Genomic DNA, 18,607 nt, shown 5'->3' with positions numbered 1-18,607 from the left:
CGCCTGTGAACGGATGTGGTGGGGCCTCGCGCGGGTCACCATCTGTCACCATGAACATTCCCGTGGACACAGACGAACTCACGAAACGGTACGGCGAGCACCTCGCCGTCGACCGGATGAATCTGACCGTGCTGCCCGGTGAGATCTACGGTTTCCTCGGCCCGAACGGGGCAGGCAAGACGACGACGTTGCGGATGCTGCTGGGGCTCGTCCGGCCGACGTCCGGCGGCGTGCGGCTGTTCGGCAGGCCGCCGGGCGCCCTCGACGAGGTCGGCGCGCTGATCGAATCGCCAGGGTTCTACCCGTATCTGTCCGGTTCGGACAATCTCAAGGTGCTGGCCCGGTACAGCGGGACGGATCCGCTCCGCGTCGGCGAAGTGCTCGCGCTGGTCGATCTCGCCGATCGCGGCAAAGACCGGTACTCGACCTACTCCCTCGGCATGAAGCAGCGGCTGGGTGTCGCGGCGGCGCTGCTAAAGGACCCTAGGCTGCTGATCCTCGACGAACCGACCAACGGGCTCGATCCGGCGGGGATGGCCGACATGCGCGTGCTGATCCGGCGGCTCGGCGCGGAAGGCTGCACCGTGCTGCTGTCGAGCCACCAGCTGGGCGAGGTCCAGCAGATCTGCGACCGCGTCGGCGTCGTCTCCCGAGGCAGGCTGGTCGCGGAGAACACGGTGGCCGAACTCCGCGGCGGCACGGTGCTGCACATCGAAACCGACGAGATCCTGCGTGCCGCCGACCTGGTGAAGCACTGGATCGGCGCGGAAAACGTGCGGACGAGCGGGACCGGGCTCGATCTGACCGTCGATCCGGAACGCGCGTCGTGGCTGAACCGCGAACTCGTCACGGAAGGGATCCCGGTGCGCGAACTGCACGTCCGCGAGCGGGATCTGGAACAGGTTTTCTTCGAGCTCACCGGAGAGGTGGCAGGTCGTGTGGGGTAGCTGCATCGCCGAGCTGGCGAAACTCGTCCGGCGTCCGGCGAACTGGTTCATGCTGGGGATCGCGGTCGTTCTCGGGCTGACCTTCACCTACCTACTGCCGCTGGCGGGCGCGGCGGGCTCGTCGAGCGGGGCGCCCGGCACGGATCGCGGACTGGCCGCGACCCTGCCCTCGAACCTGGTCGGCAACTCGATCGGCGGGCTGCCGGTGTTCCTCGGCGCGATCCTGCTCGTGATCGGCGTGCTGGCCGTCGGTACCGAATACGGCTGGAGCACGTGGAAGACCGTGCTGACACAGGGTCCTTCGCGACTGACCGTCTACAGTGGAAAGTTGTTCGCGCTGGCCGTCGCGACGCTCACCGTCGTGCTGATGTGCTTCGCGACCGGTGCGGTCACGAGCGCGATCATCGCTTCCTCGGAGGGCGAGCCGATGAACTGGCCGTCGGCGGGCTCGCTGCTCACGGGAATCGGCGCGGGCTGGCTGATCGCGATGACCTGGGCGGTACTCGGCGCGGCGCTCGCCATCGCGATGCGCGGGGTGGCGCTGCCGATCGGGCTCGGTCTGGTGTGGCTGCTGGTGGTCCAGAACCTGCTGTTCGGGGTCGCGGCCCCGCTGCTGGACTGGGTCGACACCCTCCAGCGGGCCCTGCCTGGAGCCAACGCCGGTTCGCTGGCCGCGTCGCTCGGCGCCTCGGGTGCGACGCCGGGGGTCGGGGAACTCGTCGGTGTCTCCCAGGCGACGCTGGTGGTCGCCGGATATCTGGTGGTCTTCACCGGTCTCGGCGGCTGGCTGCTTCGGCGCCGAGATGTGCTCTGAAAGGCCGAGGCGGCTAGTAGTCGCTGTGTGAGGCTGACGATGAAGGAATGGGGACGTTGAGTGTCCCCATTCCTACCTCGTCGCGAGGTCACACCGGTTGCGAGGCTTGATCAACAGAGGTACAGGGACATACACCCGAGTACTAGCGACGCCAAGTCCGGACTACCACCAGCAGCTCTGCGACTTTGCCGGGACCCTGATTTTGAGGGCAGTGAAGGAGGCCCTCACGGACCCGCTAGGCGAGGGCGTCGAGGTCCGCGACGACGTCCGCGGGCAGTTCCAGCTTCGCGGCGGCGATGTTCTCGTGCAGGTGCAGTACCGACGAAGTCCCCGGGATCAGCAGGATGTTCGGCGACCGCTGCAGCAGCCACGCGAGCGCCACCTGCATGGGCGTCGCGTCGACGCGGCGGGCGCAGTCGTCGAGCACGCCGGACTGCAGCGGGGTGAACCCGCCGAGCGGGAAGTACGGCACGAACGGGATGTTGATGGCCGCGAGAGCGTCGAGCAGGCCGTCGTTGGCACGGTTCGCGACGTTGTACTCGTTCTGGACGCAGACGACCGGCGCGATGGAGCGGGCTGCCTTGACCTGTTCCGCCGAGACGTGGCTCAGCCCGAGGTGCCGGATCAGGCCCTGCTGCTGGAGTTCGGCGAGGACCTCGAACGGCTCGGTGATCGAGACCGGGATCGGGAAGACGCCGTGCTCCCCCACGAGCCGCAGGTTGACGACGTCGAGCACATCGACGCCGAGGTTGCGCAGATTGTCGTGGACCGCGGAGGTCAGCTCCTCACGCGAGAGCGCCGAAGGCCACCCCTTGTCCGGAGTCCGCTTCGCGCCGACCTTCGTGACGATGTGCAGGTTCTCCGGGTACGGGTGCAGCGCCTCGCGGATCAGCTCGTTGACCGTGTGCGGCCCGTAGAAGTCGCTGGTGTCGATGTGGGTCACGCCCAGTTCGACAGCCTCGCGAAGGACGGCGATCGCGGCTTCGCGGTCACTCGGCGGCCCCCAGATGCCGGGGCCGGACAGCCGCATGGCGCCGTAGCCCACCCGGCTCACGGTGAGGTCGCCGAGGGTGAAGGTGCCGCCTGGGCTCATGATCGCTCCTTGTACACGTGGGTCCCCTGCCCCACCCTATGCATGATCACGCGGCTCGGCTCGCCCGGGAGGGAGCAAGGGACCTTTGCTATCGCCTGGGGCTCTGACCTGCGCGAACAACCAGTCCGACCAGCTGGTTCGTCAGCCCTTCGGTCAGCCCGTCGACGAACATCTCGCGGCCGGCGGGCGCTCCCCGTTCGGCCAGGACCGTCGCGACAGCCTCCCCGGGGTTCGCGTAGGGCCACAGTCCCGCGACGAGGATGAAGACGGCCTTCGCGAAGTGTCCGGCCGCTTCGGCGTCCAAGGTGACCTGGGAGCGGACGACGTCCGCGAGCCGTTCGGTCCGTTCACCCGCCCGGGTCTTGAACGCCCGGGCGGTCTCCACGGAGATGTTGCGTTCGAGTACGGCGGCCATCGTGCTGATCAGCTCGCACAGCAGGCGCTGCCGCGAGATCGACGTCGCGATGGCGGTCGCGACGCGCACTTCGCGCTCGTAACCAGCCTTCGCCTCGTCAGGAGCGCTTAACTCACCTTCGAGTTCGTCGAGCCACGCTACCCAGATCGAGTCGAGGACCTCCAGGAAGATCGCCTCACGGCTGTCGAAGTACCGCAACACGTTCGACTTCGCCAGGCCGACACGATCGCTCAGTTCTCGCAGGCTGATCCGGGATACGGGCCGCTCGGCCAGGAGTTCGCGCGCCGCCCCGAGGATCGCCGTGCGCCGGGCCTCCACCTGTTCCGGCCGCCGGGCGCGCAGGAAATCGGGGGACACGCGCCGCACGGTACCAGACCACCCGGCTGTTATTCGGCCTTCGCGACCCTCCGAGCCTGAACCCGCTTGTAGCTCCAGATCAGCAGAGCGAACAGGATGAGCCCGGACAGGATCAGGCTCGAACCGGTGCTCCAGCCGCCGAGTGGCAGATCTGGTACGAGTCCCCAGACGATCCCCGCGGCCAGCAGGCCCAGCCCGGCCAGCACCGAACCGGCGATGCGCAGCGGAGACGAAACGCTGTCCTCAGCCGCCTTCATCGCCCTGTCGCGGATCGGATCGACGAACTTCTCCACCGCCGGGAACTCCGAGGCCAGCACCAGCAGACCCGCGAGTACGAGCAGCAGGCCCGGTCCTGGCAGCACGAGGAGCGCGATACCGACCAGCAGGAGAATGACCCCCGCGATCAGGATCAGCACTTTCCTCACGGGTTTTCCGATGCCCACCGTTATCTCCTCGCCGTCGTGTTCACTCCGATTGTGCCGGTAACGCGCTGGTCCTGCCCGGTTCGAAACTTTTCGCCGGTCCTGTCTGTTCCGGGTGAAGCCGTTCGTCGGGGTGGTGAACCACCCCCGAAGGACGGAGGCACGCATGCACCCCGACCCCCGCCGATGGCGAGCGCTGGCCCTGCTCTGCACGGCCAACTTCATGGTCATCCTGGATTCGCAGATCGTCGTGCTCGCGGTGCCGTCGATCGAACGAGACCTCGGTTTCGACGGCGGCGGGACACACTGGGTCCTCAGCGCGTACCTGCTGAGTTTCGGTCTGCTGCTGCTGCCGGGCGGCCGCGCCGCCGACCTGCTCGGCCGCCGCCGGACGTTCTCGGCGGGGACGGTGTTGTTCCTCCTCTCCTCGTTGTTGTGCGGGTTCGCCTGGAGCGACGACGTCCTCATCGCCGCCCGCGTCCTGCAGGGGGTTTCGGCCGCGTTGATGGCGCCGAGCGCGCTTTCGCTGGTGATGACGACGTTCACCGACGACGGCGAACGCACCAAAGCGCTCGCCGCGTGGTCGGGAGTCGGCGGCTTCGGCGCCACGGCGGCGCTGCTCATCGGCGGGACGTTGACGCGGGCGTTCGGCTGGGAGTGGGTGTTCTTCCTGAACATCCCGGTCGCGCTGATCCTGCTCGTGTCCACGCCGGCGCTGCTGGAGGAGAGCCGTGACGCGTCCCGGCGCGGGGCGCCGCTGATCCCGCTGCGGATCTTCTCGTCGCGGATGCTCACCGGCGGCAACCTGGTGATGCTCACCAGCGCGATGGGCGCGTTCGCGGTCTCGTTCCTGATTTCGCGCTACGCACAGGAAGTGCTCGGCTATTCACCGCTGCTGTTCGGCGTCGCGACGGCGGTGCTGCCGGTGATGGCCGTCGTCGGGGCGTACGGCGGGCAGGCGCTGATCCCCAAGCTCGGCGTCCGGGGGTTGGCGGCCGCGGGCACGGTGCTGCTCGGTGCCGGCTGCCTGACGCTGGCCGGTGTCTCACCGGACGGCGCCTACCTGACGGATCTGCTGCCCGGCCTCGCCGCCTTCGGACTCGGACTGGGCGCGGCCACGGTCGCCGGGCCGATGGCCGCGCTGGGCGGCGTCGACGCCGGGGACACCGGGCTCGCGTCCGGCATCACCACCGCCGCCTTCCAACTCGGCGGCGCGCTCGGTGTCTCGGTAGCCTCGGCCGTGTCGGCGGCCGTCACCGGGGCCGCGACGTCGGCGGAAGCCGTGACCGGCGGCTTCCGCGCGGGATTCGCGGCCGCCGCCTGCTTCGCGGCACTGGGCCTGGCAATCGCGCTTTCGGCGCTGCGGCCCGAAAAAGCCCTGGCGATGGAGGACTGATGCGCTACATGTTGCTGATCTGCGGGAGCCCGCACCCCGGCACGGACGGCTGCGACGACCCGCTCGACGAAAAGACGCAGGCGTGGGTCGACGAGATGACCGCTCGCGGGGTGCGGCTGTCCGGCAGCAGGCTCCGGTCGACGGCCACCGCGACCACCGTGCGCCACCGGGAGGGCGAACTGCTCGTCTCGGACGGGCCGTTCGCGGAGACGAAGGAACAGATTCTCGGCTACGACCTGATCGAGTGCGCCGATCTCGACGAGGCGATCGAGGTCGCGTCGAAGCATCCGGTCACGAAATTCGCGACCATCGAGATCCGGCCGATCTGGCCGACTCCCTAAGCGTCGTGAGTGGCAAGGACGGTGGGAGCCGAGCGTGTTTCAGGTACCTGCCGCGGTGCGCGGGTGGCGGTTTCGCGTGATTAGAGGAACGGCTCGCGTGACGGGATGGACGACACGCGTGTCCGGGGGACGACTCGACGCACACCCGGCCGCGCGCGTGTCGTCCGCTCCTTCACGCGTGTCGTCCGTCGGCTCACACATGCCGTCCAACCAATCACGCGAAACGGCCAGCCCGACATAAGGGCCTCGTGAGTGGTAGCAAAGGTCCCTTGCTCACTCCCCCGCGGCCAACAGCTGCTCAAAGGGCACGAACCCGCTGCTCGGAGCCACGACCGCCCCCTCCGAAGACAGCCGAGTGGCGAACTCCCGCCCAGCCCGCGAAGCCCGCGTGTCGAGATCGCCCGGAGACGCCCAGTCCGACGAAGCCGCGTACACCGCCGTCGCGACAGGCTCGGCGCGAAGGTACGCGAAGAGCGGACGCAGCGCGAAGTCGAGCACCAGCGAGTGCCGTTCTGTCCCACCGGTGGCGCCGATCAGCACCGGCTTCCCGTCGAGTGCCTTCTGGTCCAGCACGTCGAAGAACGACTTGAACAGCCCGCTGTACGACGCGGTGAACACCGGCGTCACGGCGATCAAACCGTCTGCGGCGGTCACCGTGTCGATGGCCGCGCGCAGGGCCGGGGAAGGAAACCCGGTCAGCATGTTCTTCGTGACGTCGAGGGCGAGGTCGCGGAGTTCGATCACCTCGATCTCCACGTCCGGCAGCACCGCAGAAGCCGCCGCGGCGAGTTTGTCCGCGAGCAGCCGCGTCGAAGACGGCTGGCTCAACCCCGCGGTCACGACAGCGATCGTCGTCATGCCAAATCCTCCGAAGCCTTGAGCGAAGCGTGAGTAGGAGCCTCAGGCACGTGAGAAGGACGAAGAGAGTCGAGTTCCTTGCGCAGCACCGGGATCACGTGTTCTCCCAGCAGATCGAGCTGCTCCAGCACGGTCTTCAGCGGCAGCCCGGCGTGGTCCATCAGGAACAGCTGACGCTGGTAGTCGCCGAAGTGCTCGCGGAAGGTCAGCGTCTTGTCGATCACCTCTTGCGGGCTGCCGACGGTCAGCGGCGTCTGCTCGGTGAACTCCTCCAGCGACGGCCCGTGCCCGTACACCGGCGCGTTGTCGAAGTACGGCCGGAACTCCCGCACCGCGTCCTGCGACTTCGGCCGCAGGAACACCTGGCCGCCGAGTCCGACGATGGCCTGGTCCGCCTTGCCGTGGCCGTAGTGCTCGTACCGCTCACGGTACCGGCCGATCAGCGACTGGAAGTGCTCCTTCGGCCAGAAGATGTGGTTCGCGAAGAACCCGTCGCCGTAATAAGCGGCCTGCTCCGCGATCTCCGGGCTGCGGATCGAGCCGTGCCAGACGAACGGCGGGACACCGTCGAGCGGCCGCGGGGTCGAGGTGAATTCCTGCAGCGGTGTCCGGAACTTGCCCGACCAGCTGACCACGTCCTCGCGCCACAACCGGTGCAGCAGGTGGTAGTTCTCGATGGCGAGCGGGATCCCCTGCCGGATGTCCTGCCCGAACCACGGGTACACCGGGCCAGTGTTGCCGCGGCCCATCATCAGGTCGACGCGGCCGTCGGCGAGGTGCTGGAGCATCGCGAAGTCTTCGGCGATCTTCACCGGGTCGTTCGTGGTGATCAGCGTGGTCGAGGTGGAAAGGATGAGTTTCGACGTCCGCGCGGCGATGTAGCCGAGCATCGTCGTCGGCGAAGAAGGCACGAAGGGCGGGTTGTGGTGCTCACCGGTCGCGAAGACGTCGAGGCCGACCTCTTCGGCCTTGAGCGCGATCCGCACCATCGCCTTGATCCGCTCGTACTCGCTGGGCGCCTCCCCGGTGGCCGGGTCGGTCGTCACATCGCCCACCGTGAAGATTCCGAACTGCATGACCTGCTCCCTGGGCCGGATTACCGTTGCTTGAGCGTTCAACCTCACGCGCGCAAGAAGTATTCCGGACCATCGGGGCCAGCTGAACGGGTGACTCACGCCGGCCACCGCCACTCCCGAACCCTCCATCACCGCGACCATCTGCGCGAAATGCTGCGACAGCCGCGATCCCGCCTTGGCCCAACTCGACGATCGCGAACAACCGCACCTCGCTCGACCAGCACGGCCCGCGCTGTGCGGAGGTGCTCACAGCAGCCCTCTGACCACCGGATCCGGGACGTGCAGCCAGGCGCGGACCTCGGTCTCCTTCTCGTGCACGAGCGCCTGCCGGTAGCTCATCGTGTCGAGACCGGGGCCGCCCTGGTCCTGGACGTCCTCGTGGAACCGGTCCGAAACGAGCACGACGACGGGCGAGCCGTCCGGCGCCTCGGCCAGCGCGTCGCGCAGCACCCGTGAATCGAGCAGCCGCGCGAGCAGCACCTTCGGCCGTCCCGTCACGCCGTATTCGTCGAGCGTGATCTCGCCGGCGTGGATCGCCACCCGCACCCGGATCCGGAGGTCGGGCGCCGTGACCACGTTGTACCGGGCGAGCTCCGCGGCGAGCTGGGACAGGAGTGGATACAGCAGCCGAAACTTCGGGAAGTGTGGCGGGACCACGACGATCATGCCGTCCCCGGTGTCGCGTTTCAGGCAGGCTTCCCAGGCGATCCCGCTGGCCTCGAAGGCGCTGGCCATCAAACCGAACAGCATCCGCCGGACCTGGACGAAGATCTCGCTGCTGCGCCCGACCTGGCCGAACCCGGCGATGTCGATCGAGAACAGGCCGCAGTGCATCCCGGACTCGACCCACGCCTTCGGCGGCGGGTAGAGGATCTTCTTCCGCAGCAGGGCGAGGTGGACGCAGCTCACGGTGACGAACAGGACCGTGCCGAAGAGCCAGGCGAACGAGAGCATCGCCTCCGACTCGCCCTCCGCGGCCGCCCGCTCGAGCAGGAACGTCATCGCGACGGCGATGCCGCCGTAGCCCAGCACGAACAGCCAGAGGATGCCTCGCCGCAATCGGATCGCGGCGTGCGCGACCGGTAACAGTGCGAGCATGCCGAACGACCCGACGACCACCACGAAATACCAGAGACTCACGACGCGTCGTGCGGTCGAGACGCGTGTGGGACCGGTTCCGACGGCCACCTTCTTCCCCCCGTCACCCTGTGACACCGAGAACGATAACGCCTCATCCGAGGTGCCGGGAAGCCGCTTTCCGCAGCGATGGCCCGGCCATCGGGACAGGTGGTTCGCCACACCGAGGGCCTTGGAGAAGACTAACTGTCGGGGCCGCCGGATATCCTCCAGTACGGTGTCGCGTTGAACGCCACCGTCACGAGCAAGTTCGCGAGCCACGACTCCAGGAGAAAGACCCAGTGACTGCTGAGACCCTGTACGGGGCCGACGACCTGACGCATCTCGAGGGTCTGGAAGCGGTCCGCAAGCGTCCCGGGATGTACATCGGCTCCACCGACAGCCGCGGTATCAACCACCTGTTCTCCGAGGTCGTGGACAACTCGACCGATGAAGGTGTGGCGGGTCACGCCGCGAAGATCGTGGTCACCCTGCACGCCGACGGCAGTGTCCAGGTCGACGACGACGGCCGCGGCATCCCCACCGGCACGCACGCCAAGTCCGGTTTGTCCGGTGTCGAGCTGGTGCTGACCAGGCTGCACGCCGGCGGCAAGTTCGGCGGCTCGGGCTACAAGACCTCCGGCGGCCTGCACGGCGTCGGCGCTTCGGCGGTGAACGCGCTGTCGCACCGCTTCGACGTCACAGTGAAGCAAGACGGCAAGGTCCACCAGATGTCGTTCGCGCACGGCGTGCCCGGTGTCTTCGACGGGCCCGGCCCGAAGGCGAAGTTCACTCGCAAGTCCGGGCTGAACATCACCGGGAAGATGAAGCGCGGCGAGCGCGGCGGCACTTCGATCCGGTACTGGTACGACTCGCGCTACTTCGAGACGGGCGCCGTGCTCGACGTCGAGGGCGTCCGCGCGAAGATGCGCAACACCGCGTTCCTGGTCCCCGGCGTCACGTATGTGCTGCGCACCGCCGTCGACGACTCGATCAGCGAAGAAACCTTCCACTTCCCTGACGGCCTCGCCGACATGGTCGACTTCCTCGCCCCGTCCGGCGAGAAACCCGTCTGCGGCACGCTGATCATCAACGGCGAAGGCACGTACAAGGAGAACGCCGCCGACGCCAGCGGCGTCATGCAGTCCAATGTGGAGCGGCACGCCGAGATCGAGGTCGCGCTCCGCTGGGGCACCGGCTACGAGCGCACGGTGGAGTGCTTCACCAACACCATCCGCAACGTGCACGGCGGCACGCACCGCCGCGGTTTCGACCGCGCGGTGCTGAAATCCCTGCAGGACGCCATTTCCAAGACCCGCGGGCTACTGAAGCCCAAGGAAGACATGCCGACCGTCGAGGACGTCCTGGAGGGTATGACGGCGGTCGTGCACGTCCGGCTGCCGGAGCCGCAGTTCACGTCGCAGACCAAGGACGAGCTGTCCACCGCCGGGATCACCCGGGTCATCCAGGGCGTCGTCGACAAGCACATCCGCGCCTGGACCGAGGAGCGCAAGACCAAGTCCGAGGCCAAGGTCGTGCTGCAGAAGGTGGTCGACGCGGCCCGCGTCCGGCTCACCCAGAAGCAGCAGAAGGACGCCGCCCGGCGCAAGACCGCGCTCGAAGGCGCGGCCATGCCGCCGAAGCTGGTCGACTGCCGCACCACCGGCGTCTCCCGCAGTGAACTGTTCCTCGTCGAGGGTGACAGCGCGCTCGGTTCGGCGCGGATGGCGCGCGTCTCCGAGTATCAGGCGCTGCTTCCCTTGCGCGGCAAGATCCTCAACGTCCAGAAGGCGTCGCTCGGCGACACGTTGAAGAACGCCGAGATCGCCTCGATCGTGCAGGTGCTCGGCGCGGGCAGCGGGCGCACGTTCGACCTGACGACCATGCGCTACGGCCGGGTGATCCTGATGGCCGACGCGGACGTCGACGGTTCGCACATCCGGACGTTGCTGATCACGCTGTTCGCCAAGTACATGCGGCCGGTGATCGAGGACGGCAGGCTGTACGCCGCGATGCCGCCGCTGCACAAACTGGTCACCAAGGGCCGCAACCCGGAGACCCACTTCACCTTCAGCCAAAAGGAGATGGAGACCAAGTTCGCGGCGCTGGAACGGGCGGGAAAGCAGATCGTCACGCCGGTGCCGCGGTTCAAGGGCCTCGGCGAAATGGACGCCGACGAACTGTGGGACACCACGATGAACCCGGCCACCCGCTCGGTCCGCCGCATCACGCTCGACGACGTCGAAGCCGCGGAGAACGCGCTCGAACTGTTGATGGGTGAGAAGGTCGAACCGCGCCGCAACTGGCTGGTCGAGTCCTCCGACCGGGTCGACCGCGAAGCCATCGACGCCTGATTTCGTTGCTATTCAAGGAGCTTTGAGCAATGGCACGCCGTAAGGGCACCACCACCAAGGTCGACCCCTCCGCGTTCGACCAGCCCGGCGCGAACGTCTTCGACAACTCGCTGAAGACGGAGATCGAGGACTCGTACCTGGAGTACGCCTACTCGGTCATCCACTCGCGGGCGCTCCCGGACGCGCGGGACGGGCTGAAGCCGGTACACCGCCGGATCATGTACTCGATGAACGAGAACGGCTACCGGCCGACGCACGCGTACGTGAAGTCGTCCCGCGTGGTCGGCGACGTGATGGGCAAGTACCACCCGCACGGCGACACGGCGATCTACGACGCCATGGTCCGCCTCGCGCAGGACTTCTCGCTCAACGTCCCGCTGGTCGACGGGCACGGCAACTTCGGCTCCCCCGACGACGGCCCGGCCGCCTCGCGGTACACCGAGGCGCGGCTGTCCTCCGAGGCGATGCTGCTGGTCGGCGAACTCGGCGAGGACACGGTCGACTTCCGGCCCAACTACGACGGTTCGCTCGAAGAGCCGACGGTGCTGCCGGCGGCGTTCCCGAATCTGCTGGTCAACGGCACTTCCGGGATCGCGGTCGGGATGGCGACCAACATGATCCCGCACAACCTCACCGAGGTCATCGGTGCGGCGCGGTGGTTGATCAACCACCCGAACGCCACCCTCGACAAGCTGATGGAGTTCGTCCCCGGCCCCGACCTGCCGACCGGCGGTTCGCTACTGGGCCTTGACGAGGTCCGCCGCGCCTACGAGACCGGCCGCGGTGTGGTGCGCATGCGCGCCAGCGCCGAAACCGGCCCGCTGGAGGGCAGCCGCGGCCGTCAGGCGATCACCGTCACCGAACTGCCGTACGGCGTCGGCCCGGAGAAGGTGATCGAGAAGATCACCGACGAGGTCAACAAGTCCAAGCGGCTCACCGGCATCGCCGACGTCAAGGACCTCACCGACCGCGAGAACGGCACGCGGCTGGTCGTCGAATGCAAGGTCGGCGTGAACCCGCAGGCGCTGCTGGCGGACCTGTACCGGCTCACGCCGCTGGAGCAGTCCTTCGGCATCAACAACCTGGTGCTGGTGGACGGGCAGCCGCGGACGCTGGGACTCAAGGCGCTGCTGGAGGTCTTCCTCAGCCACCGCTACGAGGTCGTCACCCGTCGCACGCGCTACCGCCGCCGCAAGCGTGAAGAGCGCCTGCACCTGGTCGAGGGCCTGCTGGCGGCCCTGCTCAACATCGACAAGGTGATCAAGCTGATCCGCGAGAGCGAGAACGCCGCGGCCGCGAAGGACGGCCTGATGAAGCGGTTCAAGCTCTCGGAGATCCAAGCGACCTACATCCTGGACACTCCGCTGCGACGGCTCACGAAGTACGACCGGATCGAACTCGAAGCCGAGCAGGACAAGCTGCGCGAGGAGATCGCCGAACTGTCGAAGATCCTCGACGACGAGACGGTGCTGAAGAAGGTCGTCTCGGCCGAACTGGCGAAGGTCGCCAAGGACTCCCCGACCGAACGCCGCACCGCGCTGATCGACGGCGATCTCAAGGAGGTCCTCGCCGCGTCGAAGCCGTCGGGTCCGCTGGAGGTCGCCGACGATCCCTGCCAGGTGATCCTGTCGGCCACCGGGCTGGTCGCGCGGACCGCGGCGGAATCGGAGGAGGCGTCGGAAGTGCGGCGCCGCAACGGCCGCGTCAAACACGACTCGGTGTCCGCCGTCGTGCACTCGACCGCGCGTGGTCAGGTGCTGCTGGTGACCAACCGCGGCCGCGCGTTCAAGACCGACGTCCTGCCACTGCCGGTGCTGCCCGAACAGGCGGGCACCGTCTCCCTGCGCGGTGGGATGGCCGCGAAGGAACTGGTGCCGCTGGACAAGGGTGAACACGTCATCGGGCTGGCGCCGCTCGGCGAACAGGCCGCCGGCTCCCCCGGTCTCGCGCTCGGCACGAAACTCGGCGTCGTGAAGGTGTGCGCGCCGGAATGGCCGGTCCGCTCGGACGAGTTCGACGTGATCAGCCTGAAGGACGGCGACGAGGTCGTCGGCGCCACCTGGCTCACCGACGGCAACGAGGCACTGGCGTTCCTATCGTCCGAAGCATCGCTGCTGCGCTACGCCGCTTCACTGGTACGGCCGCAGGGTCTCAAGGGCGGCGGCATGGCCGGGATCAACCTGAACGGTGACGCCGAGGTGGTGTTCTTCGCCGCCATCCGCACCGACGACGCGGAGCACGGCGAGCCGATGGTCGTCACCGCGACCGGTGCGAGCGTGAAGGTGACGCCGTTCAGCGAGTACCCGGCCAAGGGCCGCGCGACCGGCGGTGTCCGGGCGCAACGGCTCCTCAAGGGCGAAACGCGGCTGGTCGTCGGCTGGATCGGCCCGCGCCCGGCCGGTGCCGCCCGCAACGGCGACCCGGTGGAACTGCCCGAGATCGACCCGCGGCGCGACGGCTCCGGCCACGCCCACCCCGGTCCCGAGGTCGTCGGCCACCTGATCGAACGCAGCTGACCGCTCAATCGCGGTCCGTGAAGGACTCCTTGAGGGACTCTGGGTCCCTCAAGGAGTCCTTCACGGACTTGGAACATTCGGCCGGTCGCCCCAGTGGCCCCACCAGTCACTACGTTGGCGCGTGAAGGGCCCCTAAGCGGCTCAGCCGAAACTCGACCCGAAGTAGGCAACCTCGCGAGAGGACCGCATGGGCCGGGTCTCACGAGGACAGCAGGCCCTTCGCGATGTGCGTCACCTGGATCTCGTTGCTTCCCGCGTAGATCATCAGCGACTTCGCGTCCCGGGCCAGCTGCTCCACCCGGTACTCCGCCATGTACCCGTTGCCACCGAACAACTGCACGGCCTCCATCGCGACCTCGGTGGCCGCCTCCGACGAGTACAGCTTCATCGCCGAAGCCTCGGCCAGCGTCGGCAACTTGCCCGCGCGCAGTGTCTCGATCAGCTGGAACACCATGTTCTGCACGTTGATCCGCGCGACCTCCATCTTCGCCAGCTTCAGCTGGATCAGCTGGAACCGCCCGATCTCCTGGCCCCACAGCTTCCGGTTCTTCGCGTAGTCCACGCAAAGCCGGTGGCATTCGTTGATGATCCCGAGCGCCAGCGCCGCGACACCGATCCGCTCGACGGCGAACCCGGACTTCACCTCGGCCTTGCTGTCGCCGTCGCGGCCGGTCTCCGACTCGCCGAGCAGTCTGTCCCGTCCGAGCCGGACGTCGCTGAAGAACAGCTCGCCGGTCGGCGACGACATCATGCCCATCTTCTTGAACGGCTTGCCCTGCGTGAGGCCGGGCATCCCCTTGTCCAGCACGAAGGTCAGCACCTTGCGATCGCGGACGTCCTCGCCGTCGTCCAGCTTGGCGTAGACGATGATCGTGTCGGCGTAGGGCCCGTTCGTGATGAACGTCTTCTGTCCATTGAGGACATACTCGTCACCGTCACGCCGCACCGACGTCTTCATGCCGCCGAAAGCGTCCGAGCCGGAGTCGGGTTCGGTGATCGCCCACGCGCCGACCTTCTCGAACGTCGCCAGCCCTGGCAGCCAGCGTTCCTTCTGCGCCTGCGTGCCCTTGGTCAGGATCGTCTGCGCGGTCAGCCCGATGCTCACCCCGAGCGAGGCGACGATGCCGAGGCTGACCCCGGCCAGTTCGCTCACCGCGATGAGCGCCATCGCCTCCTGCCCGCCGAACGCGAGCCCACCGCCGTCACCGGAGCCACGCTCCTTCGACAGCAGTTTCGTCACCGATTCCCGCGCCAGCGCGTCGATGCCGAAGGCCGCGAACATCTTGCGGATGAGGTCGTACGGCGGCAGTGTCCCGCTTTCCAGCGCGTCGAGGTGCGGCCGGATCTCCTTGTCGACGAACTCGCGGATCGCGTCCCGGATCAGCAGTTCGGTCTCGGACCACTCGATCACGGCAGCCTGGCCGCGATGTCGTCGATCTCCCAGGCTTCCTCGGTTTCGATCACCTTGACGTCGTGCCAGCCCGCGAGTTCCGAGATCGCGCCGCCCTGCACCGCGAACACCTTGCCGGTGAGCGGGCACTTCTCGGTCGCGAGATAGGCCACCAGCGGGGAGATGTTGGCAGGCGAGAACGCGTCGAACTCTCCTTCTTCGACCTCCTGCGCGAAGATCGCGCCCATACCCGGCGTCGCCAGAGTGAGCCGCGTGCGCGCGATCGGCGCGATCGCGTTGACCCGCACGCCGTAGCGTTCCAGTTCCTCGGCCGCGACCAGGGTCAGCGCGGCGATCCCCGCTTTCGCCGTGCCGTAGTTCGCCTGCCCCGCGTTCGGCAGCGTGACCCCGGACGCCGAGGCGGTGTTGATCACCGAACCGGCCACCCGGTCACCGGCCTTGCTCGCCGTCTTCCAGTACGCGGCCGCGTGCCGCAGCACCGCCGCGTGTCCCTTGAGGTGCACCGCGATCACGGAATCCCATTGGGACTCCTCCAGTCCGGCGATGAACGCGTCGCGCAGGATGCCAGCGTTGTTCACGACGACGTCGAGCCTGCCGAACTCGTCCACCGCCTGCGCGACCAGTTCGGCGGCACCGGCCCAGTCGGCGACGTTGGCCGTGTTCGCCACGGCCTTCCCGCCTGCCGCCCGGATCTCGTCGGCGACCTCCTGTGCCGGGCCGACGTCGGCACCACTTCCGTCGTTCGCCCCGCCGAGGTCGTTGACCACGACGCTCGCGCCTTCGGCCGCGAACAGCAGCGCGTGCTCGCGGCCGATCCCGCGACCGGCGCCGGTGATGACGGCGACCCGCCCATCGAGTGCTCCCATGGCTTTGCTCCTACTCCGCGAATTCCGCGAGACCGTCTTTGATCACGACGGTCTTCCCAACGGTGGTTTCGAACGCGTAGCTACCGGCTCCCGCGTGCCAGACGCGCGTCGTCAGGTCCTGGCCGGGCAGCACCGGCTTGGCGAACCGGACGGCGAACCGTTTCAGTCTGCCCACTTCGGACCCGGCGACCTCGGTCAGCAACGCCCAGGACGTGAACGCCATGGTGCACAGCCCGTGCGCGATGATCCCCGGCAGTCCCGAATCCTTCGCGACCTCTTCGTCGAGGTGGATCGGCATGGGGTCGCCCGCGGCGGGCGCGTACCGGTACGTCTGGTCGTCGTCGACGTGCTGACGCACCTCCGCCACCGGCGCCCGCGAGCGCAGCGTGTCGTCGAACTTGTGCTCCGGCCCGAGTTCGCCCCGCGTCTCACCGGTGTCGAATCCGCGCACGAACAGCGTCACGTACTGCTCGTTGACGAGGTCGCCGCCTTCGGTGCGGCACTCGAGGTGGATGGTGCCGCGCGTGCCGTTCGACAGGCCTTCGTAGCCGGTCATCCGCGCCCGCGAAACGAGCTTGTCGCCGGGACGGATCGGCCGGTGGAACCGGAATTCCTGTTCCCCGTGCACGATCCGGCCGAACAACCCGACCGGTACGACCTCCAGCGCGGGTTCCATCAGCGACTCGAACACCGGCACGATCGCGAACACCGGGCTCGCGACGTCCCCGGTGAGATGCGCCGGGATCGGGTCGTTGGTGGCCTTGGCATACTCGATCAGCCGCTCGCGGGTCACCTCGAACCGGAACTCGTCGGTCCACTTGCCGAGCCCGCCGGGATCGAACCGCTCCTCGGTCACGCGACCAGCGCCTTGAAGTTCTCCAGCGACGCGTCCAGGTTCTTCTTGCCGTCCTTCTCGACGGCCTTGCCGAGCGCGCCGACGATCATCTGGCCGGCGAACTCGGCGTCGATGCTGGCGAGCGAACCCTCTCCGGACGCCTCCACGGACAGCTCGAACTTGACCTTCACCCCGGCCATCCCGGTCCCGGAGATCGCCAGCTTCGAAGGCGCCTCGAACTCGTCGACGGTCCAGGTGATCGTGTTCGGCATCCCGAGCATCGTGACGACCTCGGAAGCCTGCGCGCCCTTGGAGAATTCGGCCGGGACCTCGCCCTTCCACTTGGTGTGGATGGTCAGCCACTTCTCGAAGTTGTTGGGGTTGGAGAACTCCGCCCAGACCTTGCCGGGAGCGGCGGGGAGTTCGACGGAGGCACTGATTTTGCCCATGGTTCTTCCTTTCGGTGGGATCAGCGCTCGGCGCGCTGGTAGGCGGTGACGACGGCGGCGCCGCCGAGTCCGATGTTGTGCTGCAGCGCGGCTTCAACGCCGTCGACCTGACGCTTGTCCGCGGTCCCGCGCAGCTGCCAGGTCAGTTCGGCGCACTGCGCGAGACCGGTGGCGCCGAGCGGGTGTCCCTTGGAGATCAGCCCGCCGGACGGGTTGACGACCCAGTTACCGCCGTAGGTGGTGTCGCCGGAGTCGACGAGCTTCCCGGCTTCCCCTTCGGCGCAGAGCCCGAGCGCTTCGTAGAGCAGGAGTTCGTTGGCGGAGAAGCAATCGTGCAGCTCGATGACCTGGAAGTCTTCCGCGCCGAGCCCTGCCTGGTCGTACACCTGACGCGCGGCCTGGACGCTCATGTCGTAGCCGATGATGTTCTTCGCGGTACCGTCGAAGGTGCTGGCGAAGTCGGTGGTCATCGCCTGCCCGACGATCTCGACAGCCTGTCCCGCGAGCCCATTCGAGTCCACAAAGGACTCGCTGGCCAGGATCGCCGCACCCGAACCGTCCGAGGTCGGCGAGCACTGGAGCTTCGTGAGCGGGTCGTAGATCATCCGCGAGTCGAGGATGTCCTGCAGCGAATAGCTTTCCTGGAACTGCGCGTACGGGTTGTTCACCGAGTGCCGGTGGTTCTTCTCGCCGATCTTGGCGAAGTGCTCGGCGGTCGTGCCGTAGGTCTTCATATGCTCGCGGCCCGCCGCGCCGAACATCCACGGCGCGGGCGGGAAGAGCACCTCGGAGATCTCCGCGAGCGCCTGGAGGTGCTTGCCCATCGGCTGCTCGCGATCGTCGTAGGTCGAGCCGAGCGATCCAGGCTGCATCTTCTCGAAACCGAGCGCGAGCACGCAGTCCGCGCGGCCACCCCGGATCGCCTCCGCGGCCAGGTACAGCGCGGTCGACCCGGTCGAGCAGTTGTTGTTGACGTTGACCACCGGGATACCGGTCATGCCCAGTTCGTAGACCGCGCGCTGCCCCGAGGTCGACTCGCCGTAGACGTAGCCGACGTAGGCCTGCCGCACCTCGTCGAAGGAGATCCCGGCGTCGGCGAGCGCCTTGGTCCCGGACTCCTTGGCCATCTGCGGGTAGTCCCAGTCCTCGCGGCGTCCGGGCTTCTCGAACTTCGTCATGCCCACGCCGACGACGTACACCTTGTTCGCCACCGCGACGCTCCTTGTCGTTGCCGGATCCTGTTGAACCTGAAGATACAGACAGGTCTGTATTTATCAACCCCTTACATACAATCCTGCACGGATGTTACTTGGGGCACGCTGAGTCCCAGGGCGACTGATC

Annotated in this window: 17 protein-coding genes; 6 read left to right on the top strand and 11 right to left on the bottom strand. The window is 67.7% G+C overall.

The genetic code is table 11. The annotated features are described in order from the left end of the window. Positions 1–50: 50 nt before the first annotated feature. Positions 51–947, top strand: coding sequence for an ABC transporter ATP-binding protein (locus ACM6LR_RS36020; protein ID WP_414940103.1), 897 nt, complete (start codon positions 51–53; stop codon positions 945–947). After that, positions 937–1,761, top strand: coding sequence for an ABC transporter permease (locus ACM6LR_RS36015; protein WP_414940104.1), 825 nt, complete (start codon positions 937–939; stop codon positions 1,759–1,761). The genes ACM6LR_RS36020 and ACM6LR_RS36015 overlap by 11 nt, the downstream gene beginning before the upstream one ends. Positions 1,762–1,996: 235 nt before the next feature. Here ACM6LR_RS36015 and ACM6LR_RS36010 read toward each other — a convergent pair whose 3' ends face one another. The 3 genes from ACM6LR_RS36010 to ACM6LR_RS36000 all read right to left on the bottom strand — a co-directional run bounded on the left by ACM6LR_RS36010 (position 1,997) and on the right by ACM6LR_RS36000 (position 4,069). Then, on the bottom strand, positions 1,997–2,854 hold the full coding sequence (locus tag ACM6LR_RS36010) for an oxidoreductase (RefSeq protein ID WP_414940105.1): 858 nt from the start codon (positions 2,852–2,854) through the stop codon (positions 1,997–1,999). Between the two features lie 88 nt (positions 2,855–2,942). Continuing rightward, positions 2,943–3,626: a TetR family transcriptional regulator gene (locus tag ACM6LR_RS36005; protein ID WP_414940106.1), complete on the bottom strand. Its 684-nt coding sequence runs from the start codon at positions 3,624–3,626 to the stop codon at positions 2,943–2,945. Between the two features lie 29 nt (positions 3,627–3,655). Further along, on the bottom strand, positions 3,656–4,069 hold the full coding sequence (locus tag ACM6LR_RS36000; protein WP_414940108.1) for a PGPGW domain-containing protein: 414 nt from the start codon (positions 4,067–4,069) through the stop codon (positions 3,656–3,658). 145 nt (positions 4,070–4,214) lie between these two features. Between ACM6LR_RS36000 and ACM6LR_RS35995 the strand changes: the two genes are divergently transcribed. Both ACM6LR_RS35995 and ACM6LR_RS35990 read left to right on the top strand, forming a co-directional pair. Then, complete coding sequence (locus tag ACM6LR_RS35995; RefSeq protein WP_414945388.1) at positions 4,215–5,444, top strand: MFS transporter; 1,230 nt, start codon at positions 4,215–4,217, stop codon at positions 5,442–5,444. Next, on the top strand, positions 5,444–5,785 hold the full coding sequence (locus ACM6LR_RS35990; RefSeq protein WP_414945387.1) for a YciI family protein: 342 nt from the start codon (positions 5,444–5,446) through the stop codon (positions 5,783–5,785). Before ACM6LR_RS35995 ends, ACM6LR_RS35990 begins: the two co-directional genes overlap by 1 nt. A 273-nt stretch (positions 5,786–6,058) precedes the next feature. Here ACM6LR_RS35990 and ACM6LR_RS35985 read toward each other — a convergent pair whose 3' ends face one another. The 3 genes from ACM6LR_RS35985 to ACM6LR_RS35975 form a co-directional block, all read right to left on the bottom strand. Next, positions 6,059–6,643 carry a CE1759 family FMN reductase gene (locus ACM6LR_RS35985; protein ID WP_414940112.1) on the bottom strand — a complete coding sequence of 195 codons (585 nt, stop codon included), beginning with the start codon at positions 6,641–6,643 and terminating at the stop codon, positions 6,059–6,061. After that, positions 6,640–7,719, bottom strand: a complete 1,080-nt coding sequence (locus ACM6LR_RS35980) for an LLM class flavin-dependent oxidoreductase (RefSeq protein WP_414945386.1) — start codon at positions 7,717–7,719, stop codon at positions 6,640–6,642. Before ACM6LR_RS35980 ends, ACM6LR_RS35985 begins: the two co-directional genes overlap by 4 nt. Before the next feature lie 246 nt (positions 7,720–7,965). After that, positions 7,966–8,859, bottom strand: a complete 894-nt coding sequence (locus tag ACM6LR_RS35975) for a hypothetical protein (protein ID WP_414945385.1) — start codon at positions 8,857–8,859, stop codon at positions 7,966–7,968. Between the two features lie 278 nt (positions 8,860–9,137). On the opposite strand from ACM6LR_RS35975, the gene ACM6LR_RS35970 reads away from it, so the two are divergent. Then, the gene (locus ACM6LR_RS35970; RefSeq protein ID WP_414940115.1) at positions 9,138–11,189 is read left to right on the top strand and encodes a DNA gyrase/topoisomerase IV subunit B; all 2,052 of its coding nucleotides are present in this window, start codon (positions 9,138–9,140) and stop codon (positions 11,187–11,189) included. 29 nt (positions 11,190–11,218) lie between these two features. Then, complete coding sequence (locus ACM6LR_RS35965; RefSeq protein ID WP_414940116.1) at positions 11,219–13,705, top strand: DNA gyrase/topoisomerase IV subunit A; 2,487 nt, start codon at positions 11,219–11,221, stop codon at positions 13,703–13,705. Positions 13,706–13,904: 199 nt separating this feature from the next. Here the strand turns inward: ACM6LR_RS35965 and ACM6LR_RS35960 are convergent, their stop codons facing one another. The 5 genes from ACM6LR_RS35960 to ACM6LR_RS35940 are packed head-to-tail and all read right to left on the bottom strand — an operon-like array spanning position 13,905 to position 18,477. Further along, entirely contained in the window at positions 13,905–15,116 is a 1,212-nt protein-coding gene (locus ACM6LR_RS35960) for an acyl-CoA dehydrogenase family protein (RefSeq protein ID WP_414945384.1), read from the bottom strand. Further along, positions 15,113–15,982, bottom strand: a complete 870-nt coding sequence (locus tag ACM6LR_RS35955) for an SDR family oxidoreductase (protein WP_414940118.1) — start codon at positions 15,980–15,982, stop codon at positions 15,113–15,115. Before ACM6LR_RS35955 ends, ACM6LR_RS35960 begins: the two co-directional genes overlap by 4 nt. Positions 15,983–15,992: 10 nt before the next feature. Beyond that, entirely contained in the window at positions 15,993–16,838 is an 846-nt protein-coding gene (locus tag ACM6LR_RS35950) for a MaoC/PaaZ C-terminal domain-containing protein (RefSeq protein WP_414940119.1), read from the bottom strand. Next, positions 16,835–17,266 (bottom strand): SRPBCC family protein, encoded by a 432-nt coding sequence (locus tag ACM6LR_RS35945; protein ID WP_414945383.1) that lies wholly within the window; start codon positions 17,264–17,266, stop codon positions 16,835–16,837. Before ACM6LR_RS35945 ends, ACM6LR_RS35950 begins: the two co-directional genes overlap by 4 nt. 20 nt (positions 17,267–17,286) lie before the next feature. Continuing rightward, a complete protein-coding gene (locus ACM6LR_RS35940; RefSeq protein WP_414945382.1) occupies positions 17,287–18,477 on the bottom strand; it encodes a lipid-transfer protein in 1,191 nt (396 codons plus the stop codon). Positions 18,478–18,607: the final 130 nt, after the last annotated feature.

The sequence above is a fragment of the Amycolatopsis sp. cmx-11-32 genome (assembly GCF_047608695.1).
Taxonomy (GTDB): Bacteria; Actinomycetota; Actinomycetes; order Mycobacteriales; family Pseudonocardiaceae; genus Amycolatopsis.
Note: the sequence above shows the minus strand (reverse complement) of the source record. Positions and strands in the feature narration are given on the sequence as shown.

Bases quoted from the DNA above. Each gene is read 5' to 3' on its own strand.
- ACM6LR_RS35980 (WP_414945386.1), bottom strand. From the start codon at position 7,719: ATGCAGTTCGGAATCTTCACGGTGGGCGATGTGACGACCGACCCGGCC.
- ACM6LR_RS35955 (WP_414940118.1), bottom strand. From the start codon at position 15,982: ATGGGAGCACTCGATGGGCGGGTCGCCGTCATCACCGGCGCCGGTCGC.
- ACM6LR_RS36010 (WP_414940105.1), bottom strand. From the start codon at position 2,854: ATGAGCCCAGGCGGCACCTTCACCCTCGGCGACCTCACCGTGAGCCGG.
- ACM6LR_RS35945 (WP_414945383.1), bottom strand. From the start codon at position 17,266: ATGGGCAAAATCAGTGCCTCCGTCGAACTCCCCGCCGCTCCCGGCAAG.
- ACM6LR_RS35985 (WP_414940112.1), bottom strand. From the start codon at position 6,643: ATGACGACGATCGCTGTCGTGACCGCGGGGTTGAGCCAGCCGTCTTCG.
- ACM6LR_RS35990 (WP_414945387.1), top strand. From the start codon at position 5,444: ATGCGCTACATGTTGCTGATCTGCGGGAGCCCGCACCCCGGCACGGAC.
- ACM6LR_RS35965 (WP_414940116.1), top strand. From the start codon at position 11,219: ATGGCACGCCGTAAGGGCACCACCACCAAGGTCGACCCCTCCGCGTTC.
- ACM6LR_RS36020 (WP_414940103.1), top strand. From the start codon at position 51: ATGAACATTCCCGTGGACACAGACGAACTCACGAAACGGTACGGCGAG.
- ACM6LR_RS35995 (WP_414945388.1), top strand. From the start codon at position 4,215: ATGCACCCCGACCCCCGCCGATGGCGAGCGCTGGCCCTGCTCTGCACG.